Below are 25,605 nucleotides of genomic sequence, written 5' to 3'. Positions count from 1 at the left end.
CCCCCCCCCCCCCCCCCCCCCCCCCCCCCCCCCCCCCCCCCCCCCCCCCCCCCCCCCCCCCCCCCCCCCCCCCCCCCCCCCCCCCCCCCCCACCCACCGCTTGCCTTCCGCAGGAAGAGGCCACGTCCATGACCTGTGGCCCCTTCATGCAGCCCTTGCGGCTGCTACGCTTGCCGGGTTTTCTACTACGGTGCTGCCCGCAATGCCCAGAACGCTGCCCTTGTCCCTGCTGCTGCTCGCCGCCCTCGGCGGCACCGCCCACGCGGCGCCGACGCCGATCACCATCGAGCAGGCCATGGCCGACCCCGACTGGATCGGCCCGCCGGTCGAAAGCGCGTGGTGGTCCTGGAACAGCCAGCAGGTCGAGTACCAGCTCAAGCGCACCGGCAGCCCCGTCCGCGACACCTTCCGCCAGCCGGTCAGCGGTGGCGTGGCCACCCAGGTGGCCGATGACCAGCGCAGCAGCCTGGACGTCGACAGCCCGGTGTACGACACCCTGCGCCAGCGTGCCGTGTTCGTGCGCAACGGCGACGTCTTCCTGCGCGACCTGCGCAGCGGCGCGCTGACCCAGTTGACCCGCAGCAGCGAAAAGGCCAGTGCGGCCAACTTCGCCCGCGACGGCGGAGTCATCTGGCAGACCGGCCAGACCTGGTTCCACTGGACCGCCACCGGTGGCGTCCAGCAGGTGGCCAGCCTGAAGGCCGAAAAGAACCCCGACGATGCCCCCAAGGCCGACGTCCTGCGCGACCAGCAACTGCGCACCCTGGCCACCCTGCGCAATGATCGCGCCCAGCGCGACGCGCTCAAGGCGCAGGAAGCCAGCTGGCGCCGCGCCGACGCCACCCGTGCGCCCGGCCCGGTCTACCTCGGCGCCGACGTGGAGATCGTCGGCAGCGCCCTCTCGCCCGACACCCGCAGCCTGATCGTGGTCACCAAGCCGAAGAGCTTCGACGAAGGCCGCGGCGGCAAGATGCCCAAGTACGTGACCGAATCGGGCTACGAAGAGTTCGAGGACACCCGCACCCGCGTGGGCCGCAACGATCCCGAACCGCATGCACTGTGGCTGGTCGATGCGGTCACCGGCACCGTCAAGCCGCTCTCGCTGGACAGCCTGCCCGGCATCGCCACCGACCCGCTGGCCGCGCTGCGCAAGGCCGCCGGCAAGGACGCGCTCAAGGGCAACCGCCCCCTCGAAGTGCTGGCCGGCCCCGGCAACCCCGGCATCCGCTGGAGCGCCGATGGCCAGCAGGCCGCGATCATGCTGCGCGCCAACGACAACAAGGACCGCTGGATTGCCAGCGTCAGTCCCGCCAGCGCCAAGCTCGAGAACCGCCACCGCCTGACCGACAGCGCCTGGATCAACTGGGGCTTCAACGACTTTGGCTGGTCCAACGACAACCGCACGCTGTGGCTGCTGTCCGAAGAATCGGGCTACTCGCACCTGTACACCCAGCAGGGCACCGCCAAGCCGCAGGCACTGACCGGCGGCAAGTGGGAAACCTCCATGCCGGTGCCCAGCGCCGACGGCCGCGGCTTCTACTTCCTGTGCAACCAGCAGAGCCCGGGCGACTACGAAGTCTGTGCGGTCGACACCGCCAGCAGGCAGGTCCGTGAGCTGACCGCGCTCAATGGCGTGGAAGACTTCTCGCTGTCCCCGGACGGCCAGCAGCTGCTGGTGCGTTACTCCGGCGCCTACCTGCCGGCGCAGCTGGCCGTGGTGCCCACCACCGGCGGCCAGGCCAAGGTGCTCACCGACACCCGCACCGCCGCCTACAAGGCCCGCGAGTGGGTGCAGCCCAAGCTGGTGCAGGTGCCCTCCAAGCATGGCGCCGGCGTGGTCTGGGCCAAGTATTACGGCCCGGAGAACCCCGAGCCGGGCAAGCAGTACCCGATCGCCATGTTCGTGCACGGCGCCGGCTACCTGCAGAACGTCCACCAGCGCTACCCCGCCTACTTCCGCGAGCAGATGTTCCACAACCTGCTGGTGCAGCAGGGCTACATCGTGCTGGACATGGACTACCGCGGCAGCGAAGGCTACGGCCGCAACTGGCGCACCGCGATCTACCGCAACATGGGCCACCCGGAACTGGACGACTACAAGGACGGCCTGGACTGGCTGGTGGACACCAAGCAGGGCGACCGCGCCAAGGCCGGCATCTACGGCGGCTCCTACGGTGGCTTCATGACCTTCATGGCGCTGTTCCGCTCGCCGGGCACGTTCAAGGCCGGTGCCGCGCTGCGCCCGGTGGTCGACTGGCACCAGTACAACCACGGCTACACCGCCAACATCCTCAACACCCCGGACATCGACCCGGAGGCGTACCGCACCTCGTCGCCGATCGAATACGCCGACGGCCTGCAGGACCACCTGCTGATCGCACACGGGATGATGGACGACAACGTGTTCTTCCAGGACTCGGTCAACCTCACCCAGAAGCTGATCGAGCTGCACAAGGACAACTGGTCCATCGCGCCCTACCCGCTGGAGCGCCATGGCTACGTCCGTCCGGACTCGTGGCTGGACCAGTACAAGCGCATCCTCAAGCTGTTCAACGACACCCTGAAGTAAGTGGCGGCGCTGGCCAGCCACGCCGCGGCGCCGATCGAGATCGTCGCCGCGGTCATCCTGGACGCCGCCGGCCAGGTGCTGGTGGTGCGCAAGCAGGGCTCGGAAACCTTCATCCAGCCCGGGGGCAAACCCGACCCGGGTGAAGCCCCGCTGCAAGCGCTGGCGCGTGAGCTGCACGAGGAACTGGGCGTGCACATGGACCCCGGCAGCGCCCAGCCACTGGGCCGTTTCGAGGCCTGGGCGGTGCATGAACACGGCCGCCGGGTGCACGCGCAGGTGTGGCGGGTGCAGGTCACCGGCACACCGCAGGCGCAGGCGGAAATCGCCGAGTTGGCCTGGGTTCCCCTGCAGGCGCCGCATGGGCGGCGCTTGGCAGCCTTGAGCGAAGACCATATCCTGCCCGCGGCCGCACGCGCGGTGGCCGCGGGCTGATGCCCGTGGCCGACCCCAACAGGACACCGGATGTCATCGCCCCCGCAGTTGCCCCATGCCCAGCCGCTCGTAGACCCGCTGGCGCCACCGAAATTCCTGTCGCCGATGGCCAAATCGGTGCTGCTGGTATGCGTGGCCTCCGCCGTGGGCTGGGCCATTGCGGCGCTGGTCGCCGGCCCGCTGTCGATCGGCGCCTTCCTGCAGGAACAGGTGGAAACGCGGGATGTGGCCTGGCTGTCACCGCCGCTGCAGTGGCTGACGACACACGCGCTGGGCATCTGCGTGGCCATGCTGCTCACCTGCCTGGTGGGCGTGGTGGCGTGCGTGGGCATGCTGCGCCGTGAACACTGGGCGCTGTGGTTGTTCATCGTGCTGCTGGTGGTGACCGCGCTGCTGAACTTCGTTGCCGCCTGGGTGGTGGATGATGGACTCGCACACGTGTCGCAGTATCTGACCCGCCACGGTGACACCCCCGACATGCGCCAACTGCGCCACGACCTGCAGCTGCAGCGCATTGTCCTGAGCGGCATGCTGGTGCTCACCGCCGTGGGCTTTGCCGGCCTGCATGGCTGGCTGGCGGTGCGCCTGCTGCGTGCCGACGTGCGCGCCTGGATGCAGCGCTGACCCCTGCCCCGGCCGGCCCCTGCGGCCGTGCCGACGCCCCCCGATTTCCACCCAAGGATGCTGTTGTGACTTCTGTTGTTTCCGCGCGCCGCCGCTTCATCGGCTGGCGTGCCCTGGCCGTTCTCGTCCTGGCCGCCGCCAGCCTTCCCGCCGCTGCGCAGTCCATGGCCTGCGGCACCTACAAGCAGGACGACGGCAACGCCATCCTGACCCTGGAAAGCGAGGGTCACGGCTTCCTGACGTCGGCCCACTCGCCCACCGAGGAACTGCGCATCGCACGCAGCGAGGATGTGCTGGGCATGGTCAACCTGGCCACCGGGCGCATGGAGAACTGGACCTTCGGCGAGGGCGACCGCACCCTCACCGGCGGGTACCACGATTTCGTGCGGGAAAAGGCCGCGGCCTGCAAGCCGTTCTACGCGGTGGAAGAAGGCAGCTGCCGCGCCGATCCGGTGGGCTGCCTGGAGCACTACCTCAAGGCTGAGCCCGTGCAGCTGCGCCAGTGGTGCAGCGAAGACGTGCCGGTGGCCTGCAAGCGCTTGATCGAGGTCTACCAGGAGCAGGCCAACACAGCCGCCCCGGAAGAGCCGCCTCCGTTCCCCATGCCGGCGCAGTGCGATGAAACCGCCAAGGGCCACGACCCGGCGGTCTGCATGCGCCTGCTTGAAACAATGGCAGGCGAAATGATGGGCATGGCGTTCATGGGGCTGAGCCACGCGTCGCAGGCGGTGCTGCCGCCCGCGCAGCTGATCGAACTGGCGGGCCTGTGCCAGCGGCACCCGCGCGAGGAATTCTGCCAGAGCGTCGCCGAGGCACAGTGGAACGCCGGCCGGTTGCTGGAGGCCCGCGACGCCCTGCAGCACGCCTGCAGCACGCGCGCCGACGCCCATGCCTGCACACTGGTCGCCCCGCTGGTCGGGTTGTCGGCGGCGGCGCTGTCGCCGGTGCCCACCACCACCCTGCCCTGTGGCCGCTACGAGGCCGAGAACGGCATCCCCTCGGACCTGCAGTTCGGCGATGCCGGCGTGGTCCAGCTGAGCGGCTACGCCACGCGCCTGCGTGCCCGCGTGCAGGACGGGCGGATCCACCTGCGCCGCGACATCGGCGACGATGTCGTGCTGCAGACCACGCGCGACGGCAGCCTGGTGGGCATGGACGGCAACACCCGTTTTGCCCATTACACGCGCCAACCCGGCGCCGCCGGTGGCTGCAGCGCCCCGCTGAGCTTCATCGAGATTCCGCAGCCACTGGACTGCCCCACGCTCGATCGCGAGGGCGGCCCGGAGGCCTGCTGCAAGGCCGGTCAGCTGCTGGGCTGCAAGCTGGCCGCCAGCGCGCGTGCCCGTGACGAAGACTGGAAAAGCACGCTGCCTTACTACGCCGCGCTGTGCACCGCCGACGTGCGCGATGGCTGCGTGGGCCTGGCCGAGGTCTATGTACATACCGGTGACGAAGCGGTACCGAACATGTTGACCGCCATCTGCGCCAAGGGCGGCGCTACCCACATCGCCTGCGACGTGGACGCCACCCGCGGTTGGCCGACGCTGCGCGCGAGGGTGCGTGCGATCGCCGAGGAGGCTGCACGCGACGAGTGACGCCGGCGATGGCGGCACGACGCCAACGGCCGGAAGCGACATCCGCCGTTGCCAGCGCCGGCCGCCTCGCTATCCTGCAGCCCTTCACAGATGGCGCAGCAGGTCTTGCAGGCCCTGCGCCGTCCATCGCGCTCCATCATGGCCTGCAACCGGATGTGTCGCTTCCAAGGATCGGACATGCTGCCCTGCCTTTCACGTGTTTCCCTGCGCGCCGCACCGGCGGCACTGCTGCTGCTCGTGCTGGCGCCCACCGCCTTCGCGCAGCCGCTCACCTGCGGGCGCTTCATCAACGACACCGACAGCGCCGAGCTGGTCCTGGAAGGCCCCGACCGCGGCTACCAGATCGACTACAGCGGGGAGCGCAGCGATTTTCTCGTGCAGCTGCAGGATGGGCAGCCGCAGGTGATCGATCTCGGATCGGGCAGCATCGAGCCGCTGAAAGCAAGCCAGCGGGGGCGCGCCCTTGAACTGGGCTGGAACCGCTTCGTACTGCGGACGCCCGCCCAATGCAGCGCGCCGGTGACCCATGCCGACGGCAGCTGCCTGGCCGATCCGCTGCGTTGCCTGGCCGATCGCTACGACAAGGACACCGCCGCGCTTGAAGCAGGCTGCAGTGACGGCATGCCGGCCCTGTGCCGGGATCTGCCCGCTCGCTATCGGAAGGATGCACAGGCCCGCCAGCAACGTGACGGCGACGATGATGTCGGCGTCTCCGAGAACCAGCTGATCGCCATGCGCGCGTACATGGAAAGGGCCTTCGACGAGATGGGCCTTCCCGCCCTGTGCCGCGAAGACGGCGATGTATTCGATGAGGCGGCATGCAGGAATACGCTGGCATCCCGCCCGGAGCTGGGCGAAAAAATCGCCGAGGCCCTGCAGGGCGCTGCGTTGGCGGCCGGCATGGTCAAGGTGTTTGCACCCGAACCGGACCGCCCGCTGTCCGAGACGCACCGGATGAAGCTGCAGGGGTACTGCCAGGCACGTCCTCATGGTTGGTTCTGCACCGAGGTGGCCGAGCAGCAGTGGGACGCCGGCGACCTGCGGCATGCGACGGCGGCGCTGGCCCTGGCCTGTACGGCAGGCGACACGCGCGCGTGCGCATTTGCGCCCCCGCTGCAGCAGCTGGGTGCGGACCTCGCCCCGCAGGCCGCGGCAACGCTGCCGTGCGGCGCGTACGTCTCCCAGCGCGCGTTGATGGATTCCCTTCGTTTTGGTGACCGTGGCCTGGTCGACATGGGCATGGGCCAGCTGCGCGCCCGCCTTGAAGACGGCGCCATCCGGATCCGTCACGAACAGGGCGGCGACTTCGTACTGAAACCCCTGCCCAACGGCGACCTGCTGGGCATGGATCAGTGGACCCGCTTCCAGCGCTTCCAGCGCACGCCGGCTGAAGACGACCCGGCGCGCTGCGTGCCGCCGGTGCAGTTCACCGAAGTGCCGCTGCCGCAGGACTGCCCCAAGGCGCTGGTCGACGGCGGCGCGGAAGCCTGCTGTGCCCGCGGCAGCATGCAGGGCTGCAACGTGCTGGGCACGCGGCTGGGCTTGAAGGGGCAGTGGGAGCAGGCCAGCGTGCATTACCTGCAGGTGTGCCGTGCAGGCATCCGCGAAGGTTGCGAAAACCTGGCCACCGCACAGGAAAGAAGCGGTGACGTGGATGCGCATGGCATGCTCCAGGCGCTGTGCCAGGCCGATGCGAGCGGACGCCACGTTGCCTGCGACCTGCTGGACACGCGCAACTGGGCCATGATGTCGGCCGGGCATGCGCTGGAGCGGGCACTGCAGAACAGCCCCGATGATGCCGATCAGGACATCCCGCCGGCACCGCGCACGCCCAATCACAAGCGGTGATCCGCTGCAGCTGCGTCTACCGCCCGGCTCTCCGGCCTGCGGTAAAGTAGCGGCATGAACGAATTCGAGCGCGTACGCAGCTACCTGACCGACCTGCAGGACCGCATCTGTGCGGCCATCGAGGCCGCCGACGGCCAGGGCCGGTTCGCCGAAGACCAGTGGCAGCGCGCTGAAGGTGGCGGCGGCCGCACCCGCATCCTGCGCGACGGCGCGGTGTTCGAGCAGGCCGGCATCGGCTTCTCCGACGTGGCCGGCACCCGCCTGCCGCCGTCGGCGTCGGCCAACCGGCCGGAACTGGCCGGCGCCTCGTGGCGCGCCACCGGGGTATCGCTGGTGTTCCACCCGGCCAACCCGTACCTGCCCACCACCCATGCCAACGTGCGCTATTTCCGCGCCGAGCGCGATGGCGTGGAAGTGGCGTCGTGGTTCGGCGGCGGCTTCGACTTGACCCCGTTCTATCCGTTCGACGAGGACGTGCAGCAGTGGCATCGCGTGGCGCACGACCTGTGCGCGCCGTTTGGCGACGCACGCTATGCCGACCACAAGCGCTGGTGCGACGAATACTTCTTCCTGCGCCACCGCAATGAAACCCGCGGCGTGGGCGGGCTGTTCTTCGACGACCTGCACGGCGATTTCGAACGCGATTTCGCCTACCTGCGCGCGGTCGGCGATGGCTTCCTCGACGCGTACCTGCCGATCGTGGCGCGTCGCAAGGACATGCCGTTCGGCGAGCGTGAGCGCGAGTTCCAGCTGTACCGACGCGGCCGCTACGTGGAGTTCAACCTGGTCTACGACCGCGGCACGCTGTTCGGCCTGCAGAGCGGCGGGCGCAGCGAGAGCATCCTGATGAGCCTGCCGCCGCGGGTGCGCTGGGAATACGGTTTCCAGCCCGAGGCCGGCAGCGACGAAGCACGCCTGGCCGATTACCTGGTCCCGCGCGACTGGGTGTAACCGAACGCGGCACCGCAGAGGCCGGTGGGTTACCGGATGGAATCGCGCGCGGCCGATGGTCGCCCCGGCGGGTGGTAGAGCCACCCCATGGGTGGCTGCGGTGCCAAAGATGGCAGCCACCCATGGGGTGGCTCTACCCCTTCTTCGGCACGATGGTGATGTGGCCGTTGATTTCCAGCACCGCCAGCGCGACGTCGTCGATCGTCAGGCAACGCTGTTGGCGCAGCGCCGCATCGAAATCGGCCGGCGTGGTTCGGCCTGCAGAGCGGCGGGCGCAGCGAGAGCATCCTGATGAGCCTGCCGCCGCGGGTGCGCTGGGAATACGGTTTCCAGCCCGAGGCCGGCAGCGACGAAGCACGCCTGGCCGACTACCTGGTCCCGCGCGACTGGGTGTAACCGAACGCGGCACCGCAGAGGCGGGTGGGTTACCGGATGGAATCGCGCGGCACCGCAGAGGCGGGTAGAGCCACCCCATGGGTGGCTGTGCTCTCAAACGATGGCAGCCACCCATGGGGTGGCTCTACCGGCGGCGAACGATGCAGCCACCCATGGGGTGGCTCTACCGGCGGCGAACGATGCAGCCACCCATGGGGTGGCTCTACCGGCGGCGAACGATGCGGCCACCCATGGGGTGGCTCTACCGCTTCTTCGGCACGATGGTGATGTGGCCGTTGATTTCCAGCACCGCCAGCGCGACGTCGTCGATCGTCAGGCAGCCTTGTTGGCGCAGCGCCGCATCGAAATCGGACGACGTGACCATTTCGCGCCGGAGCACCGAATCCAGCAGCTTGCCGTCGCGCGCGATCAGCACCGGCTCGCCTTCGACCAGGCGTTCAACGCGGCGACTGCGCGTGCTCAACCACCCCACCCCGTAGTTGAGCAGGATCAGCGTGGCCGCCAGCAGCAGCCCGCCGCCCAGCGAGGTGTCCTTGCCCAGCAACGCGTTCTGCACCGCGTTGCCCAGCAGCACGATCAGCAGCACGTCGAACGGGGTGATCTGGCCCAGCGCGCGCTTGCCCGACAACCGCACCATGCCCAGCACCAGCACGTACACCACCACCGCGCGCAGGATGAATTCCCACCACGGCATGGCCAATGCAAACAGATCGCTCATGCGGTTCTCCCCGGGTCCAGCCCACAGCATGGGCCGCACGCAGGGCAAACGGCAATTGGCAGCGCGGAGGTCTGTCGCACGGCGGGCCGTGCAGGGTTTACGGCGGCCCAAATAAAAAGCCCCGCCGACCAGGGGGAGGTCAGCGGGGCCGGGGAACGGGCGCTTGGGGAGGAGCCCCCGTTCCGAGATCTGCTCCAGGGGATGGGAGAGATCCACAACAGGCGTTGCGCCTGTCGAGGTCTATAAAAGCACCCCGAACATTGATAGTTCGTGAAGGGGCCCAATTAATGAAAGCTCTGTAGGGGAAACATTCATCCGACAGTCAGTTTTTCAAGGCGCCATGAACCAATTCAGCTGTTTGAGCGTGATTTCCGTCTCAGTGCGCCTCATCCCAGTTATCACCGACGCCGGCGTCGACCACCAACGGCACCCGCAACTGAGCTGAAGACGACATCAGTTCCACCACCTTCAAACGCAAGGTATCGAGAAACTCACTTTCGGTTTCGAACACCAGTTCATCGTGCACCTGCATGATCATCCGGGCCTGGTCGCCCTGACCCTGCAACCACCCGTCCACCTTCACCATCGCCCGCTTGATGATGTCGGCCGCGGTGCCCTGCATCGGCGCGTTGATCGCCGCCCGTTCAGCCCCGGCGCGCAGGCCCTGGTTACGGGCGTGAATATCGTTCAGGTACAGCCGGCGGCCTTCCAGGGTTTCCACATAGCCCTGGTCGCGGGCCTGCTGGCGCATGCGCTCCATGAAGTCGCGCACGCCCGGGTAGCGGCTGAAGTACAGCGCCACGTAATCCTGGGCCTGGCCGCGGTCGATGCCCAGGTTGCGGGCCAGCCCAAACGCGCTCATGCCGTACATCAGGCCGAAGTTGATCGCCTTGGCCGCGCGGCGCTCGTTCGGGGTGACCTCGTCCAGCGCGCGCCCGAACACCTCGGCGGCGGTGGCCCGGTGCACATCCACGCCCTGTTCGAAGGCGCGCACCAGGCCCGGGTCTTCGGACAGGTGGGCCATGATCCGCAGCTCGATCTGCGAGTAATCGCAGGCCAGGATCTTGCGCCCGGGCGGGGCGACGAACGCGCGGCGGATGCGGCGGCCGTCGTCGGTGCGGATCGGGATGTTCTGCAGGTTCGGGTCCGACGAGGACAGCCGGCCGGTGGCCGCGCCGGACTGGTGGTAGCTGGTGTGGACCCGGCCGGTGTCCGGGTTGACCATCTCCGGCAGCTTGTCGGTGTAGGTGCTGCGCAGCTTCGCCAGCCCGCGGTACTCCAGGATCACCCGCGGCAGCTCGTGCTGCTCGGCAATGGCCTCCAACGCCTCTTCATTGGTGCTGGGCTGGCCCTTGGGGGTCTTCACCAGCGCCGGCAGCTTCAGTTCGTCGAACAGCACCGCCTGCAGCTGCTTGGGCGAATCCAGGTTGAAGGTGTGGCCGGCCAGCTCGGTGGCCTTCTGCTGGGCGGCCAGCATGCGCACGCTCAGGTCCTGGCTCTGGCGGCGCAGTTCGGCCATGTCGATGTGCACGCCGTTGGCTTCGATCCGGGCCAGCACCGGCACCAGCGGCATTTCGATGTCGCGGTACACGCCGTCCAGCGACGGCACGGCCAGCAGCTGCGGCTGCAGCACGCGGTGCAGGCGCAGGGTGATGTCGGCGTCTTCGGCGGCGTAGCGGCCGGCTTCGTCCAGGCCTACCTGCGAGAACGGGATCTGCTTGGCGCCCTTGCCGGCCACGTCCTCGAACTTGATCGTGGTGTAGCCCAGGTAGCGCATCGCCAGCGAATCCATGTCGTGGCGAGTGGCGGTGGAATTGAGCACGAAGCTCTCAAGCATGGTGTCGTCGTGATAGCCCTGCACGTCGATGCCATGCCGGCGCAGCACGTGCAGGTCGTACTTGCCGTGCTGGCCCAGCTTCTTCTTGTTGGGGTTTTCCAGCACCGGGCGCAGCGCGGCCAGCACCTGATCGGCGCCCAGCTGGGCCGGCGCGCCGGGGTAGTTGTGGCCCACCGGAATGTAGGCCGCCCGGCCCGGCTCGACCGCCAGGCTGATGCCCACCAGGTTGGCGCGCATTGCATCGAGGGCGTCGGTTTCGGTATCGAAGGCGATCAGGTCGGCCGCCTCGGCGCGCTGCACCCAGGCATCCAGCTGTTCGGTGGTCAGCACGGTCTCGTAGTCGCCGGGTGCGGACAGCGCCGGATCGACCTCGGCCGCCGCTTCAGCCGGCGCGCTGCGGGCGTACCCGGCGGCGGTGCCACGCAGGCTCACCGTGGCGTCGCTGGCGGCCACCGCCGCCGCTGCCGGGCCACCCAGCTCCTTCAGCGCCTGGGTGAAGCCGTAGCGCAGGTACAGCTCGCCCAGGGTGGGCACGTCCGGGTCGCGCAGTGCCAGCGTGCGCGGGCTGGCGTCCAGCGGCACGTCGGTGCGGATGGTGACCAGTTCGCGGTTGAGCGGCAGCCGCTCCAGCGCCGCGCGCAGGTTCTCGCCGATCTTGCCCTTCATGCCTGCTGCGGCGGCCATCACCCCGTCCAGGTTCTGGTACTCGGCCAACCACTTGGCGGCGGTCTTGGGGCCGCACTTCTCCACGCCGGGCACGTTGTCCACGGTGTCGCCCATCAGCGCCAGCAGGTCCACGATCTGGTCGGCCCGCACGCCGAACTTGTCCATCACCGCCGCATCCGAATCCATCCGGCTGCCGGTCATGGTGTTGACCAGTTCGATGCCCGGGCGGACCAGCTGGGCGAAGTCCTTGTCGCCGGTGGAGATGGTCACCTGCAGGCCGTCCTGGTGGCCCTGCAGGGCCAGCGTGCCGATCACATCGTCGGCTTCCACGCCGGGAATGCGCAGGATGCTCAGACCAAGCGCTTCGACGATCTGGCACATCGGCTCGATCTGCGGACGCAGGTCGTCAGGCATCGGCGGGCGGTTGGCCTTGTAGTCGGCATACAGGTCGTCGCGGAAGGTCTTGCCGGGCGCATCGACCACGAACGCCACGTATTCCGGGCGTTCCTTGAGGGTGGCGCGCAGCATGTTGACCACACCGAACAGCGCGCCGGTGGGTTCACCGTGGGCGTTGGTCAGCGGCGGAAGCGCGTGGAACGCGCGGTACAGGTAACTGGACCCGTCAATCAGGACTAATCGGCTCATGCGACGATTCTACGCGCCCACCCGCGCTGACCCCAGACACGCCGACGACGACGCGTGGGGCATAATCAACCTTCACTTGTACAAGGACCTCGGCCCATGAAGACCCTGTTGCTGGTTGGCCTGCTCGCGCTGGCCGGTTGTGCCACCACCGGCGGCGGCGGTAAGCCCCCGGTCGATGTGAGCGGTGCCGATGTGTCCAGCAAGACCCTGGCCAACGGCGACACGCTGGAGGAATACCGCGTGGCTGGCCAGCTGCGGATGGTCAAGGTGACGCCTGCGCAGGGCCCGGCGTTCTACATGTACGACCGCAACGGCGATGGCCGCATGGACAGCGACAAGGACGGGGTGTCGCCGGTGTACTGGAAGCTTTACAGCTGGTGAGGGCAGGCGTCCCTGCCCACACGCGGTTGGAACGCTGCTTGCATCGACAGGTTTTCCGGACTTTGCCTTGTTTCAGTAAATGAATACGCCCGAACGCCGCCAGCCGCCCGACCCCGCCCAGCTGCGGGCCGGGCTTACCGCCGAGCAACGCCAGGCCGTGGAAACTCTGGAACATTTCGGCTGGCAGCTGCGCTTCGTGCGCCGGCCGCTGTTCCGCGATCCCGTCCCGGTCCTGTTCGACCGCAGCGGCGAGCGCTTCGTGGTGCTGCAGCCCGACGGCAGCCTGGATGAATCGCAGACGCTGAAGCTGCGCCCCTAGGCCCCGCGGCGCGTCCACCGCTGCGTGCCCTGCCGGCTGCTGGCCGGCGACGCGGGAAACCCAACCCAACAGGGTAGTGCCGGCCGCTGGCCGGCTCCTCGGCAAACCCAACCCACACGGTGGTGCCGGCCGCTGGCCGGCTCCCCGGCAAACCCTACCCACCACGGTAGTGCCGGCCGCTGGCCGGCTCCCCAGGAAACCCAGCCCACACGGTAGTGCCGGCCGCTGGCCGGCTCCCCAGGAAACCTGACGTTGTCGGGAGCCGGCCAGCGGCCGGCACTACCGTGATCGAGGCTGCGGGGAGCCGGCCAGCGGCCGGCACTACGTGATCGAGGCTGCGGCGAGCCGGCCAGCGGCCGGCACTACCGGTGCCTGCGGGCGAGGCTACGCAGCGGCGCCGTGCTCGCTCAACGGATCACCAGCACCGGCACGGTGCTGCGCGCCAGCACTTCGGCGGTCTGGCTGCCCAGCAGCACGCGGGTCACGCCGCGGCGGCCATGCGAGGTCATCACAATCAGGTCACTGTTGCGCTCCACGGCGGTGTCGATGATGCCGTCGGCCGCATAGCGGTCCAGCACGTGCACCACGTTGGCACGCAGGCCCTGTGCCTCGGCGGTCGCCCTGGCCGGCGCCAGTACCTTCTGCGCAGTTTCTTCGCGGTCGGCCTTGTACTCGGGGCTGTTCATGTAACCCACGCTCCAGCCCATCGCGTCGTACATGCCCACCGCCCACGGCTCGGACACGGTCACGATGTCGACCTCGGCATTGAGATCCTTGGCCAGTTCCAGGCCTTTGAGCAGGCCCTTTTCAGACAGTTCCGAGCCGTCGGTGGCAATCAGGATTCGCTTGTACATGGCAGGGCTCCTTCCGGTGCAGTGTGGGGCCACCATTGCACACCCGGCGTGGAGGCCGCGAGCCGGATCAATCGCGCGGTGGCACCACGCGTGCGGGGTTGCCCACCACGGTGGCACCGGCCGCCACGTCGCGGGTGACCACGCTGCCTGCGCCCACCACCGCATCGTCGCCGATGCTCACGCCCGGCAGCAGGATGGCCCCGCCGCCGATCCACACATTGCGCCCGATCCGCACCGGTCGCGCCAGCTCCAACCCCTGTGCCCGCGCCTGCGGGTCACGCGGGTGGTCGGCGGCATAGATCTGCACCGCCGGGCCGATCTGGGTACCGTCGCCGATGCGCACCTCGGCCACGTCCAGGATCACGCAGTTGTAGTTGAGGAACACCCCGTTGCCCAGGTGGATGTGGCTGCCGTAATCGCAATGGAACGGCGGGCGGATCACCGTGCCGTCGCCAACCGCACCGAGCTGCTCGCGCAGCAGTGCACGGCGGACATCCGGAGCCTCGGCCAGCGCGGCGTTGTAGCGCACCATCCAGGCCTTGGCCGCCGCCATCTCGGCCTGCAGCTGCGGGTCGCCCGGCCGGTAGGGGTGGCCAGACAGCATCTTGTCCTTCTCGCTCAGCGTCATGGTTGAACCTGCAATGCGGCTGCTGATGATGCCGCTTCGCTGCGATGCCGGTAAACCCGCGGCACGCCCGGGTCAGCGCAGGCGCAGCAGCCGGCGCGGTCCGCGCGTGGCAACCAGGGTGGCCACTGCCAACGCAACCGCGGTAGCCCAGAACGGCCAGGACGCCAGCAACGCGCACAGGCCCGCCGGGCGCGGTTCGCAGCGCAGCCGGACCAGGTCCAGGCCGCCGCCATGCTGCAGGCAGGCGTACGCATGCTCGAACAAGGCCAGCACCGGTGCCACCCAGCCCGCCGACAGCGTCAGCGCAACCAGGACAGCCAACAGGTACGGAGTTCCCTTGTTCATTTGCGCGCTCCCAGCGGACAGCGCCAGACTCTGGGCGCGGTGCCGGACGGCCACAAGCGGCACGCGACGAAGCGGCTGAAATGCGGGATGAGTGCAGGGCCATGGCCGACGAGTAGCGGGTGCCGATGACCGGGCCGGGCGTCCCTGCGCCGTCCTACCGTCCGTCGGCACGTGACTTCCGGCAGTCACCGGTGACCCACCCGCCCCGTACGGTGGCGGCAACCGGTGCTTCCCACCGGTACCCGGAGCGGCGCGATGGCAATGCAGCAGCGGACCGGCCGCCTGGCCGGTGGGGTATATCTGGTGGTGATCGCCACCGGCATCTTCAGCCTGGCCTACGTGCCTTCCCGGATCAGCGTCGGCGACGATCCAGCCGCCACCCTTGCCAACGTGGTCGCGCATGCCGAGCTGTTCCGTGCCGGCGTCGCCGCCTTCGCCCTGGAGCAGATCGCCTTCCTGCTGCTGCCGCTGCTGCTGTACCGCGTGTTCGCTGCGGCGCATCGCCCGGCGGCCACGCTGATGGTGGCCCTGGCGGTCACCGGTGTACCGATCGCGCTGGCCGCACTGGCCCACCGGCTGGAGGCGGTAACCCTGCTCACCGACCCGGCGCTGGCGCGGGCGCTGTCGGCCGGGCAGCTGCAGATGCTGGCAATGGCCGCACTGAAAAGCTGGAGCAGCCACATCTTCCTGGCCAGCCTGTTCTGGGGGCTGTGGCTGCTGCCGTTTGGCTGGCTGGTGTGGCGCACGCGCGCCATACCGCGTGCACTCGGCGTGCTGCTGATGCTCGGCGGCATCGGTTACCTGCTCAATGTGTTCGGCGAGCTGTTGATCCCCGGCTACGCCACTACCGCGCTGTCCAACTACGCCACGCTGCCCGCCTCGCTCGGCGAGATCGGCAGCGGCCTCTGGCTGGCCCTGTTCGGGGCGCGCGCCAGCGACCCCGCCCCGCCCCGGCATGCCACCGTCCTTTCCTGACGAGAATCGCCATGAGCACCCCCGCATTGCACGACACACCCATCCACGTGCGTTTCAAGTTGTCGGCGCTGTGGACGTCGCTGATGTTCTGCTACATCTACGGCGACTACTTCGGCCTGTACGTCCCCGGCAAGTTGCAGGGCATGATCAACGGCACCGGGCCGGTCGGGCCGGTCAGCGAAGGCACGCTGGTGGGCACGGCGTTGATGCTGGCCATTCCCGCGCTGATGGTGCTGCTGTCGCTGGTGGCACCGGCGTCGCTGGCGCGTTGGCTCAACATCGGCTTCGGCCTGGTCTACACCGTCATCATGCTGCTGACCCTGCCCGGGGCATGGTGGTTCTACCTCACCCTGGCGGTGATCGAAATTGCGCTGTCGCTGGCCACCGTGGTGGTGGCATGGCGATGGCCGCGCGGGTAAGCAGCGCGCGGGGTCAACGGCTGACCGTCACCCGCCACCCGCCCTCGTGCGGCTGCCAGTCGAACTCGACCGGCAGGAATTTCTCGATCAAGCGTGCATTGCTGGCCAGGTGCTCGCTGATCGCCGCGGTGGTGAAGCTGCCGGCCCCGGCCAGCGCCATCGGCAGCAGCAACTGGTCGGACAGATGCTCGCCCACGCAGCCGCTGCCCTGCAGGTACTGCTGCACCTGCGCGGCCAGCCGCGCGCCGACCTGCTCGGCCGACACGCCACGCTCGCCGTGCCCGCTGAACACCTCCACGTGGGCGTCGTGACGCACATGCACCAGCGCCACGTTGCCCGGGCCCAGCGCCGGGCGCACCGAGCGCACGTGGCGTGGATGCGGATCCACGCCCAGGGTGTCGGCCAGCACCTGCAACTCGCGCAGGCCGATGCTGCTGGACAGCCCGGACATCAACACCGTGGCTTCCATCGACGCCAACGCGCCACGGTCCTGGAAGTCGCAGGCCTGCAACGCCGCACACGGCGCGACCTCAAGCTGCAGCACGCCACCGCCGGCCGGGTGGAAACCGTGCTGCTGCAGCGCCACGGAGGCCTGCACGCCCATTCTGGCCAGTGCCGGCAGGTAGGCGTCGGCGATGAAGTCCGCGCTGGGCGCCAACGGATTGTGGGTACCGCCTTCCAGCCGCACCCGTGAGGGCGCTGCGGCCTGCCACAGCGCCGGCAGCACGGTCTGCAGCACCAGCGTGGCCGAGCCGGCGCTACCGGTGGCGAACTGGTAGTCGCCCGCGCACACCGGGCCGGGCTCGAAGCGCAGCGAGGTGGCCCCCAGTTCCACGCCGTGCGTGCAGGCGTTGCCCACCCGCGCCGCCGCGGTGACCGCAGTGAGGTGCTGGCGCATCAAACCGGGGCGACGGCGTTGCGCGCGGATGTCATGCATGGTGAAGCCAATGCCGGTGCACAGGCTCAAGCTCAACGCCGAGCGCAGCAGTTGCCCGCCACCCTGGCTGCCATCGAGTTCAATCATGTCCATGTGTGTCGTCCTCCTTGCCGGCGCGCGGCGCAGTGTACGCCGCGCGCCCGGCGGTTCATCCCTTTACGCACACCACCTGGCGCAGCGTATGCACGATCTCGACCAGGTCGCGCTGGGCCTCCATCACCGCTTCGATCGACTTGTAGGCCGCCGGTGACTCGTCCACCACCTCCACGTCCTTGCGGCATTCCACGTGCGCGGTGGCCTTGGCGTGGTCGTCCACGCTGATCAGCTTGCGCGCCTGGGTACGGCTCATCACGCGACCGGCGCCGTGGCTGCAGCTGTGGAAGCTGTCCTCGTTGCCGAGCCCGCGCACGATGAAGCTCTTGGCCCCCATGCTGCCCGGAATGATGCCCATCTCGCCCTTGCGCGCACTGACCGCGCCCTTGCGCGTAAGCATCACGTCCTTGCCGAAGTGGTGCTCGCGACTGACGTAGTTGTGGTGACAGTTGACCGCCTCGGCCTGCGCCTCGAACGGCTGGGTGATCACCGTGCGTACCGCCGCCACCACGTTGCGCATCATGATCTCGCGGTTCATGCGTGCGAAACGCTGCGCCCAGTCCACGGCGAACACGTAGTCGCCGTAGTGGGTGCTGCCTTCGGGCAGGTAGGCCAGGTCCTGGTCTGGCAGGTTGATCATCCAGCGACGCATTTCCTGCTTGGCCAACTCGATGAAGTACGTGCCGATGGCATTGCCCACGCCACGCGAGCCGGAGTGCAGCATGAACCACACGCGCTGGTCTTCATCCAGGCAGATTTCCACGAAGTGGTTGCCGGTGCCCAGCGTACCCAGGTGCTTGAGGTTGTTGGTGTTCTTCAGCTTGGGGTGGCGCTCGCAGATCAAGGCAAAGTCGTCCACCAGCTGGCGCCAGCCGTCCACCGCCAGTTCCGGCGGCGTCTCCCAGCTGCCCTTGTCGCGGCCACGGCCCACGCTGCGGCCGTGCGGCACCGCGCGCTCGATCGCGCTGCGCACCGCCGACAGGTTGTCGGGCAGGTCGCTGGCGGTCAGCGTGGTGCGGGTGGCGATCATGCCGCAGCCGATGTCCACGCCCACGGCTGCCGGGATGATCGCGCCGATGGTGGGCACCACCGAGCCGATGGTGGCGCCCTTGCCCAGGTGCACGTCGGGCATCACCGAGATCCAGCGGTGGATGAAGGGCAGGCGCGCGATGTTCTGCAGCTGCTCGCGTGCCGCGTCTTCCAGCGGCACGCCGCGGGTCCACAGCTTGATCGGAACAGCGCCGGGCTGCTGGATGACGTCGTAGGTAGTGCTCATGGTTCGTTTCCTTGTTCGATATGCCGGAAGGCGGCGCGGTACAGCGTCCGGCCCGGCCCGGCTGGCCCCATTGCCAGCCGGGCATTGCCCTTGCCGCGTCCCTGCGGCGTGCACCTGCGCTGCGATGGGGCCGGTGGGCGGCCCGCATCGCGTCCTGCCAGAAGTAGAGCAATCGGCGTGCCAACTTCGACGGTTATTGCCCAAGCTCATGTTTCTAAAGGAATTTCATGGAGTATTCGCGGCGTTCAACTTCTACCCCATGGCTGTTTTCTATATATTGTGGGCGCGCTTCTTATAAGGATGGATATGCGTAAGCGACAGGTCGTGTTCGGCATGCTCGGTATCCAGCTCGATGCCGGCACCGGTCCAGGCCGCTGGCAGAAATGGCGGCCGACGGTGGCACTGGGCATGCACGATGACTTCGTGCCAGACCGCATCGAACTGCTGGTGGACAAGCGCCGCTTCGGCACGCTGACCGCGTTGGTGCGCGAGGATCTCGCGCTGACCGCGCCGGAAACGGCGGTGCACGTCCACGACACCTACATGGCCGACCCGTGGGAGTTCGAGGGCGTGTATGCGTGCCTGCACGATTTCCTGGCCGGCTATGCGTTTCAGCCGGATGAGGAGGACTACTACATCCACATCACCACCGGCACGCACGTCAGCCAGATCTGCTGGTTCCTGCTGACCGAAAGCCGCCACTTCCCCGGGCGGCTGCTGCAGACCTCGCCGCCGCGCAAGCAGCACGTGGGCGACCCGGGTACGTACGCGGTGATCGACCTGGACCTGTCGCGCTACGACCACATCGCCCAGCGCTTTGCCCAGCAGCAACTGCAGGACCGCGACCTGCTCAAGGGCGGCATCGCCACCCGCAACCCGGCCTTCAACCGGATGATCGAGCAGATCGAAACCGTGGCCACCCGCTCGCGCGCGCCGATGCTGCTGATGGGGCCCACCGGCGCCGGCAAGAGCCAGCTGGCCAGGCGGGTGTTCGACCTGAAGAAGCTCAAGCATCAGTTGCCGGGGCGGTTTGTCGAAGTGAACTGCGCCACCCTGCGCGGCGACGGTGCGATGAGCACGCTGTTCGGCCATACCAAGGGCGCCTACACCGGTGCGGTCAGCGACCGTGCCGGCCTGCTGCGGTCGGCCGACAAAGGCCTGTTGTTCCTGGACGAGATCGGCGAGCTGGGCCAGGACGAGCAGGCGATGCTGCTGCGTGCACTGGAAGAGAAGCGCTTCCTGCCGGTGGGCAGCGACCGCGAAGTGGAGAGCGATTTCCAGCTGATCGCCGGCACCAACCGCGACCTGCAGCAGGCTGTGCGCGCCGGCCGCTTCCGCGAGGACCTGCTGGCCCGGCTCAACCTGTGGACGTACCCGTTGCCCGGCCTGGCCCAACGCAGCGAAGACATCGAACCGAACCTGGACTTCGAGCTGGAACGCTGGTCGCGCGAGCAGCACGAGCGGGTACGCTTCAATGCCGAGGCACGCACCCGTTACCTGGCCTTCGCCACCAGCCCCGACGCCACCTGGCGGGGCAACTTCCGCGACCTGGGCGCGTCGCTGATGCGGCTGGCCACGCTCGCCAACGCCGGGCGCATCCAGACCGATGGGGTGGAAGAAGAGATCGCGCGGTTGCGCGCGCAGTGGCATGGCGGCACCGACGTCTCGCCGCTGGACGCGCTGCTGGGTGAGGCCGCTGCCGAACTGGACCGCTTCGACCGCGTGCAGCTGGAAGACGTGGTGCGGGTCTGCGCCCGCTCCGCATCGCTCTCGGCTGCCGGCCGCGAGCTGTTCGCGGTGTCGCGCACGCAGCGGGCCAGCACCAATGATGCGGATCGGCTGCGCAAGTACCTGGCGAGGTTTGGATTGGACTGGGAACAGGTGCGCGGGGTTTCGCGCGCGGGTGCTGCGGGGTAACCGCCGGGTGCCGACGAGGGGCGCCGGGTTGCGTGCAGCCGACCAACGGTCGGCGCTACGTGGGTGCGGGGGCAGCCGACCAACGGTCGGCTCTACCCGGGTGCGGGCGCGGTAGAGCCGACCGTTGGTCGGCTGCCCGCAACCCCGGCCCGGCTACACGCCGGTCAGGCGATCTTGACCACGCGCGCGCCCTGGCACAGCGGATAGGTGGCCACCAGGTCGGCGATGCGTTCACGCAGGGTCTCGAACGACACACCGTAGAGGTACAGCGCGGTCTCGGTCGGCCCCTGCCACCAGCTGCAGATCTCGCCCACGCCTTCGATGCGCTCGACGATCTGTTCGAACACGTAGTTCGAGTCGCACTGCTCGTAGACCTCATCGGGCAGGTCGGTGCCGTTGAGGTACAGGGCCAGGCCCTCGGTGACACCGAACGGCTGGTCCGGCGCGCCTTCGCGCTGGATCAGCGAACCCTTCGGCGCACCCAGCTGTTCCAGCAGTTCGATCACGCCCGGCAGCGAGGCTGGATCGTTCAGGGCAATCTCGATGTCGCCGTAATCCACTTCGCCCTCGTCGGTCAACGCGGTGCCGCCACCGGTGAGCTGGCCCAGCTCGGCGCTTTCCAGCAGCGCGTCGAGCGGATCCTCGAACAGCTCATGGCGATGCTCGGGTTGCAGCTTGGCATTCAATTTGACGGTAACGTACAGCGGGGAATCGGTCATGTGGGTGGCCTGTGCCAACGGAATACCCCCATTGTAGTGCCGAGCCATGCTCGGCCGGATTCGCCACCCGTCCAAACCAGCGCACGTCGCGGGCACGCCATAATGGGCCAGTCCAGACCAGCATTCCAACAGGGGGAGTCATGAAGTCGATCGTCGTGCCTGCACTGCTATTGCTTCTTACCGCATGCGGCACGCGCACGGAAATCGTGCGCGTGAACGTGCCGGACGTCCGGGTAAACCCCGAGCAGGGCGCCGTCGTGGTTGTCACCCCCGTGCGCGACCAACGGCCCGCGGAGTTCCTGTCCAAGATTCCTGCATCGGAACGGGCGAACAACGTGGGGGGCGAAATCCGCCACGGCAACGGATTCAAGCTCGCGCTCGAAACGGAAACCGCCGCCGACAAGACCCGCGAGATCATGATCCAAGCGCTACGCAACATGGGATACCGCACCGCAGATCGCTGCGAGGCCGAGTGCCTGCGACTGGATGCGTCGATGAACGAATTTGCGGTCAAGATGCCGTTCAATTTCTGGCGCGCCGCCGGCTGGGCACAGCAGATGGTGGCCGATGTTGCCGTCGATGTAACCGTGCATGACCGCGACCGGACCCGCACGTTCACGGCGAAGGGCCATGGAACCAATGTGTTCCAGGTCGTCTCGCGTGAGAACTGGGAGATCGCGCTGGAACGGGCGGTCCGCGATTTCACCCAGAACTTCAAGCAGGGCATGGCCGGGCAGGAAGCTGCCACTCGCACAGGTACCGCGGACAACGCGGTGAACTGACCGTTGCGCGCGGCCCGAAGAACGCGCAGCCGAGCTTGGTGCTGCGCTCCCGGAGGTCACGCCCGTGGCCAACGGCGGCGCTGCACCTCACCGCAGGAAGGGCGCTACCTTTCGCTCCAGCAGGTCCACCAGCGCCGGCTGCATGAAGTCGTAGTCGTCGGGAATATCCAGGCAGACGAGGCGCTTGCCACCCAGCCAGGGCCGGAACCGGCTGGACAGGCGGCTGCGGTGGGCGCGCTCCATCACGAAGATCAGGTCGGCCCACTGCAGCAGCTCCGGGCTGACCGGCACATCGGCATCGGGCTTGAGCCCGGCCGATGCGGTTTCGATGCCTGGCCAATCGGCGAACACCTGCTCGGCCGTGGGGCTGCGCAGGCGGTTCTGGCTGCAGATGAACAAGACGTGGCGCGTCATCCGTGGCGCGCCCGCCTCAGAGCACGGTGAGGTTGGCGTAGGCCATCACCAGCCACTTGCTGCCGGCGTCGGCGAACTCCACCTGCACGCGCGCGTGCTGGCCGTTGCCTTCGTAATCGGTGACCATGCCTTCGCCGAACTTCGGGTGGTTGACCAGGGCGCCCAGCTTCAGCGGCGGTGCTTCCAGCGCAGCGTGGCCCATCACCCGGTTGGCCCCCAGCGAGGCGGTGCGCGAGACCTGCACCTTGGGCCGCACTTCGTTGAGCAGTTCACGCGGGATCTCGCGCAGGAAGCGCGAGGGCACGTTGTAGTTTTCCTGGCCGTGGATGCGCCGCGATTCGGCGTAGCTGAGCACCAGCTTCTGGCGCGCGCGGGTGATGCCCACATAGGCCAGGCGGCGCTCTTCCTCCAACCGGCCGCTTTCTTCCAGCGAGCGTGCGCTGGGGAACAGGCCATCTTCCATGCCGGCCAGGAACACGATCGGGAATTCCAGGCCCTTGGCCGAGTGCAGCGTCATCAGCTGCACGCCCTCCTCGCCCGCCTGGGCCTGGCCTTCGCCGGCCTCCAGCGAGGCGTAGGACAGGAAGGCGACCAGTTCACTCATGGTCTCGCCGGTTTCCTCGATGTCGTCCTCGCGGCGCACGAAGCGCGAGGCCACCGACACCAGTTCGTCGAGGTTGTCCGCGCGCGATTCGGAATCCAGCGCGTTGCGGCTTTCCTTGGACCAGTGTTCGCGCAGGCCCGAGCGCACCAGCACGTGGTCGATGCGCTCGGCCAGGGTCATCTCGCCGGCTTCGCCGTGCAGCTGGTTGACCAGGGTGAGGAAGCCGGCCAGCGCGTTGCGTGCACGTGCCGCCAGTTCGTTGCCCTGGGTGGTGAGCATGGTGGCTTCCCACAGCGAAATCGCGTGGCTGCGCGCCAACCGCCGCACTTCATCCAGGGTGCGGTCGCCAATGCCACGGGTGGGCGTGTTGACCGCGCGCTCGAAGGCGGCGTCATCGTTGCGGTTGGTCATCAGCCGCAGATAGGCCAGCGCGTCCTTGATTTCGGCGCGCTCGAAGAAGCGCATGCCGCCATACACGCGGTACGGCACCTGTTCGGAGATCAGCGCCTCTTCAAACGCGCGCGACTGCGCGTTGCTGCGGTAAAGCACCGCCGCATCGCCATAGCTGCCGCCGTCGCGCACCCACTGGCGTGCGCGTTCGACCACATAACGCGCCTCGTCCATTTCGTTGTAGGCCGCGTACAGGTCGATCGGATCGCCGTCGCCACTGTCGGTCCACAGTTCCTTGCCGATGCGGTCGGGGTTGTGCGCGATCACCGCGTTGGCCGCGCCCAGGATGTTGGCGCTGGAGCGGTAGTTCTGCTCCAGGCGCACGGTCTGCGCGCCGGGGAAATCCTTCAGGAAGCGCTGGACGTTCTCGACCTTGGCGCCGCGCCAGCCGTAGATGGCCTGGTCATCGTCGCCGACCACGAACACGTGGCCGCTGTCGCCGGCCAGCACGCGCACGAAGGCGTACTGGATGGCGTTGGTGTCCTGGAACTCGTCCACCAGGATCTCGCGGAAGCGCGAACGGTAATGGGCCAGCAACGCGGGGTTGTCGCGCAGCAGTTCGTGCGCGCGCAGCAGCAGCTCGGCGAAGTCGACCAGGCCGGCGCGGTCGCAGCGCTCCTGGTAGGCCGCGTAGGCCTGGCGCATGGTTTCCAGCCACGCGTCGTGCGGCTCGGGCTGGATGTGCTGCGGGCGGCGGCCTTCGTCCTTCTGCTCGTTGATCCACCACGCGATCTGCTTGGGCGGGTGCTTGCTGTCGTCGATCTCCAGCTGCTGCACCACGCGCTTGACCAGCCGCAGCTGGTCGTCCGAATCGAGCACCTGGAAGCTGTCGGGCAGCTTGGCGTCCTGGTAATGCAGGCGCAGCAGGCGGTGGGCCAGCCCGTGGAAGGTGCCGATCCACGCGCCGCGGCTGCCCTGCGGCAGCTGCAGGTCGATGCGGTGGCGCATCTCGCCGGCGGCCTTGTTGGTGAAGGTCACCGCAAAAATGCCATGGGTAGGCACGCCGCAGACTTCATTCAGCCAGGCGATGCGGTGGATAAGTACGCGGGTCTTGCCGGAACCGGCACCGGCAAGCACCAGATGGTGGCCGGGCGGGGCGGACACAGCTTCGCGCTGGGCGGGGTTGAGCCCGTCGAGCAAGTGGGAGACATCCATGCCGCCATTTTACGCCCTCCGCGTCCTCCCTGCGTCAGGGTTTGCGACCGGCGGCCTCCTCCTTCAGGCGGGCGTCCAGCTGGGCACGTCCGTTCTGCGCGTAACGCTGGCAGGCCCCCGCGTCCACCAGCGGCGGCGTCCCATCGCCTGCCAGGCGCGCGAACAGATTGCTGCCCAGCGGATGCGGCGTCACGTGGATGTCGCAGGGCAGCGCGGCCAGCGTGTCCAGGCCGCGGCGGAAGGCGGCGACCACCGGCGGATGATCCCCGTAGCGGTACTGTGCGTCGGAGATGGCACTGACACTGTCGGTGTAGGCGATGTCCAGGCAGCGTGCGCCCTCGCAGGAGCGCCATGTCCAGCTGGTGCCGCCGGGCGTGTGGCCTGGCGTGGCATGGGCGGTCAGCGCCAAGGGGCCGACGCGGACCACCTCGCCGTCGGCGACCACTACGACGTTGGCCACTGGCGGGAAGGTCCCACCGGGTTCGAGGTGCTGCGGGTCGCTGCGGTCGCCCCTGCCGTTGTGCAGCGTGGCTACCGCCGGTGCACGCGCCAGCAGCGGGGCCCCGGTGGCCGCCTGCAGGTGGGCCAGGCCGGCGGCATGGTCGGAATGCTCGTGCGAGTTGAGCAGATACTTCACTGCGTGCGGGTCGAAGCCCAGCGCGCGGATGTTGGCCTCGATCAGGGGACCGGCCGCCACGGTGCCACCGTCGATCAGCACATGCCCCTGGTCGGAGGTCACCAGCACCGCCGACAGCCCGCAGGTGCCCACGTACCACGTGTTGCCGAAGATGCGACGCGGCGGCGCGCGATCGTTCCAGCCGTCCATGACGCTGGCTCCCGCCGGGCAGGCCGGCATGTGATCCACTGCGCTGGCAGCGGGCAATGCGGCGCTGGCCGGTGCGGCGGGTGCGGCGGCATCGGCACTGACGTCGGGCTGGCAGGCAGACAGCAGCATGCCGATGCCCAGTACGGCGATTACGCGGCCCATCACGGCCGGGGCAGCAGGGCCGCGTAGGGCGGTCGGGTCTGAGGTAGGCGTCATGTGCATTCCCGGTC

The 25,605-nt window shown here is 68.4% G+C and carries 23 protein-coding genes and 2 pseudogenes; 13 read left to right on the top strand and 12 right to left on the bottom strand.

Annotation, left to right across the window (positions count from 1 at the left end; translation table 11 throughout):
• Positions 1 to 202 precede the first annotated feature (202 nt).
• The 6 genes from ABIA71_RS19745 (at position 203) to hemF (ending at position 8,019) form a co-directional block, all read left to right on the top strand.
• Positions 203 to 2,569: a S9 family peptidase gene (locus ABIA71_RS19745; RefSeq protein ID WP_354287549.1), complete on the top strand. Its 2,367-nt coding sequence runs from the start codon at positions 203 to 205 to the stop codon at positions 2,567 to 2,569.
• Positions 2,570 to 3,001, top strand: a complete 432-nt coding sequence (locus ABIA71_RS19740) for an NUDIX hydrolase (protein ID WP_354287547.1) — start codon at positions 2,570 to 2,572, stop codon at positions 2,999 to 3,001.
• A gap of 30 nt (positions 3,002 to 3,031) precedes the next feature.
• Positions 3,032 to 3,625 (top strand): tetraspanin family protein, encoded by a 594-nt coding sequence (locus ABIA71_RS19735; RefSeq protein ID WP_354287545.1) that lies wholly within the window; start codon positions 3,032 to 3,034, stop codon positions 3,623 to 3,625.
• A gap of 65 nt (positions 3,626 to 3,690) precedes the next feature.
• Positions 3,691 to 5,220, top strand: a complete 1,530-nt coding sequence (locus ABIA71_RS19730; RefSeq protein WP_354287543.1) for a hypothetical protein — start codon at positions 3,691 to 3,693, stop codon at positions 5,218 to 5,220.
• Positions 5,221 to 5,397: 177 nt separating this feature from the next.
• Positions 5,398 to 7,068, top strand: coding sequence for a hypothetical protein (locus ABIA71_RS19725; RefSeq protein ID WP_354287541.1), 1,671 nt, complete (start codon positions 5,398 to 5,400; stop codon positions 7,066 to 7,068).
• A gap of 54 nt (positions 7,069 to 7,122) precedes the next feature.
• Positions 7,123 to 8,019: an oxygen-dependent coproporphyrinogen oxidase gene (gene hemF / locus ABIA71_RS19720; protein WP_354287539.1), complete on the top strand. Its 897-nt coding sequence runs from the start codon at positions 7,123 to 7,125 to the stop codon at positions 8,017 to 8,019.
• A 133-nt stretch (positions 8,020 to 8,152) separates the two neighbouring features.
• Here hemF and ABIA71_RS19715 read toward each other — a convergent pair.
• Positions 8,153 to 8,269 (bottom strand): annotated as a pseudogene (locus ABIA71_RS19715) (YetF domain-containing protein); the annotation flags it as partial.
• Here ABIA71_RS19715 and ABIA71_RS19710 point away from each other — a divergent pair.
• Positions 8,257 to 8,415, top strand: a pseudogene (locus ABIA71_RS19710) (coproporphyrinogen III oxidase); the annotation flags it as partial. The pseudogenes ABIA71_RS19715 and ABIA71_RS19710 sit on opposite strands and share 13 nt — an antisense overlap.
• A 241-nt stretch (positions 8,416 to 8,656) precedes the next feature.
• On the opposite strand, the gene ABIA71_RS19705 reads toward ABIA71_RS19710, so the two are convergent.
• Positions 8,657 to 9,133: a DUF421 domain-containing protein gene (locus ABIA71_RS19705; RefSeq protein ID WP_354287537.1), complete on the bottom strand. Its 477-nt coding sequence runs from the start codon at positions 9,131 to 9,133 to the stop codon at positions 8,657 to 8,659.
• A gap of 376 nt (positions 9,134 to 9,509) precedes the next feature.
• The gene (gene polA / locus ABIA71_RS19700) at positions 9,510 to 12,281 is read right to left on the bottom strand and encodes a DNA polymerase I (RefSeq protein ID WP_354287535.1); all 2,772 of its coding nucleotides are present in this window, start codon (positions 12,279 to 12,281) and stop codon (positions 9,510 to 9,512) included.
• Between the two features lie 96 nt (positions 12,282 to 12,377).
• Here polA and ABIA71_RS19695 point away from each other — a divergent pair, with 96 nt between their 5' ends.
• Positions 12,378 to 12,662 (top strand): DUF2782 domain-containing protein, encoded by a 285-nt coding sequence (locus ABIA71_RS19695; protein ID WP_354287533.1) that lies wholly within the window; start codon positions 12,378 to 12,380, stop codon positions 12,660 to 12,662.
• A 79-nt stretch (positions 12,663 to 12,741) separates the two neighbouring features.
• Positions 12,742 to 12,981 carry a hypothetical protein gene (locus tag ABIA71_RS19690; RefSeq protein ID WP_354287531.1) on the top strand — a complete coding sequence of 80 codons (240 nt, stop codon included), beginning with the start codon at positions 12,742 to 12,744 and terminating at the stop codon, positions 12,979 to 12,981.
• A gap of 407 nt (positions 12,982 to 13,388) precedes the next feature.
• Here ABIA71_RS19690 and ABIA71_RS19685 read toward each other — a convergent pair whose 3' ends face one another.
• The 3 genes from ABIA71_RS19685 to ABIA71_RS19675 form a co-directional block, all read right to left on the bottom strand.
• Positions 13,389 to 13,835 (bottom strand): universal stress protein, encoded by a 447-nt coding sequence (locus ABIA71_RS19685; RefSeq protein WP_128096711.1) that lies wholly within the window; start codon positions 13,833 to 13,835, stop codon positions 13,389 to 13,391.
• A gap of 67 nt (positions 13,836 to 13,902) precedes the next feature.
• On the bottom strand, positions 13,903 to 14,463 hold the full coding sequence (locus ABIA71_RS19680) for a sugar O-acetyltransferase (protein WP_354287529.1): 561 nt from the start codon (positions 14,461 to 14,463) through the stop codon (positions 13,903 to 13,905).
• Between the two features lie 72 nt (positions 14,464 to 14,535).
• Positions 14,536 to 14,808 (bottom strand): hypothetical protein, encoded by a 273-nt coding sequence (locus ABIA71_RS19675; RefSeq protein WP_354287527.1) that lies wholly within the window; start codon positions 14,806 to 14,808, stop codon positions 14,536 to 14,538.
• Between the two features lie 255 nt (positions 14,809 to 15,063).
• Here ABIA71_RS19675 and ABIA71_RS19670 point away from each other — a divergent pair, with 255 nt between their 5' ends.
• Together ABIA71_RS19670 and ABIA71_RS19665 are read left to right on the top strand one after the other, a co-directional pair.
• Positions 15,064 to 15,783: a DUF4386 domain-containing protein gene (locus ABIA71_RS19670; protein WP_354287525.1), complete on the top strand. Its 720-nt coding sequence runs from the start codon at positions 15,064 to 15,066 to the stop codon at positions 15,781 to 15,783.
• 11 nt (positions 15,784 to 15,794) lie between these two features.
• Positions 15,795 to 16,202 carry a DUF6326 family protein gene (locus tag ABIA71_RS19665; RefSeq protein ID WP_354287523.1) on the top strand — a complete coding sequence of 136 codons (408 nt, stop codon included), beginning with the start codon at positions 15,795 to 15,797 and terminating at the stop codon, positions 16,200 to 16,202.
• A 13-nt stretch (positions 16,203 to 16,215) separates the two neighbouring features.
• Here the strand turns inward: ABIA71_RS19665 and rtcA are convergent, their stop codons facing one another.
• Entirely contained in the window at positions 16,216 to 17,232 is a 1,017-nt protein-coding gene (gene rtcA, locus ABIA71_RS19660; RefSeq protein ID WP_354287522.1) for an RNA 3'-terminal phosphate cyclase, read from the bottom strand.
• A 55-nt stretch (positions 17,233 to 17,287) separates the two neighbouring features.
• A complete protein-coding gene (locus ABIA71_RS19655; RefSeq protein WP_354287520.1) occupies positions 17,288 to 18,508 on the bottom strand; it encodes an RtcB family protein in 1,221 nt (406 codons plus the stop codon).
• 306 nt (positions 18,509 to 18,814) lie between these two features.
• Between ABIA71_RS19655 and rtcR the strand changes: the two genes are divergently transcribed.
• Positions 18,815 to 20,425, top strand: a complete 1,611-nt coding sequence (gene rtcR, locus ABIA71_RS19650; RefSeq protein ID WP_354287518.1) for an RNA repair transcriptional activator RtcR — start codon at positions 18,815 to 18,817, stop codon at positions 20,423 to 20,425.
• Between the two features lie 164 nt (positions 20,426 to 20,589).
• Here the strand turns inward: rtcR and ABIA71_RS19645 are convergent, their stop codons facing one another.
• Positions 20,590 to 21,144 carry a hypothetical protein gene (locus tag ABIA71_RS19645; protein ID WP_354287516.1) on the bottom strand — a complete coding sequence of 185 codons (555 nt, stop codon included), beginning with the start codon at positions 21,142 to 21,144 and terminating at the stop codon, positions 20,590 to 20,592.
• Between the two features lie 140 nt (positions 21,145 to 21,284).
• Between ABIA71_RS19645 and ABIA71_RS19640 the strand changes: the two genes are divergently transcribed.
• Positions 21,285 to 21,926 (top strand): YajG family lipoprotein, encoded by a 642-nt coding sequence (locus ABIA71_RS19640; RefSeq protein ID WP_354287515.1) that lies wholly within the window; start codon positions 21,285 to 21,287, stop codon positions 21,924 to 21,926.
• Positions 21,927 to 22,013: 87 nt separating this feature from the next.
• Here the strand turns inward: ABIA71_RS19640 and ABIA71_RS19635 are convergent, their stop codons facing one another.
• The 3 genes from ABIA71_RS19635 to bla are packed head-to-tail and all read right to left on the bottom strand — an operon-like array spanning position 22,014 to position 25,591.
• Positions 22,014 to 22,340, bottom strand: coding sequence for a low molecular weight protein tyrosine phosphatase family protein (locus ABIA71_RS19635; RefSeq protein WP_354287513.1), 327 nt, complete (start codon positions 22,338 to 22,340; stop codon positions 22,014 to 22,016).
• 16 nt (positions 22,341 to 22,356) lie between these two features.
• Positions 22,357 to 24,549 carry a DNA helicase II gene (gene uvrD, locus ABIA71_RS19630; RefSeq protein WP_128096702.1) on the bottom strand — a complete coding sequence of 731 codons (2,193 nt, stop codon included), beginning with the start codon at positions 24,547 to 24,549 and terminating at the stop codon, positions 22,357 to 22,359.
• 34 nt (positions 24,550 to 24,583) lie between these two features.
• On the bottom strand, positions 24,584 to 25,591 hold the full coding sequence (bla, locus tag ABIA71_RS19625) for a subclass B3 metallo-beta-lactamase (RefSeq protein ID WP_354287511.1): 1,008 nt from the start codon (positions 25,589 to 25,591) through the stop codon (positions 24,584 to 24,586).
• Positions 25,592 to 25,605: the final 14 nt, after the last annotated feature.

The sequence above is a fragment of the Stenotrophomonas sp. 2619 genome, from assembly GCF_040548725.1.
In the GTDB taxonomy this organism is placed as follows: Bacteria; Pseudomonadota; Gammaproteobacteria; order Xanthomonadales; family Xanthomonadaceae; genus Stenotrophomonas; species Stenotrophomonas maltophilia_AP.
The sequence above is the reverse complement of the archived record's forward strand: the minus strand, read 5'-3'. Positions and strand labels throughout refer to the sequence as shown.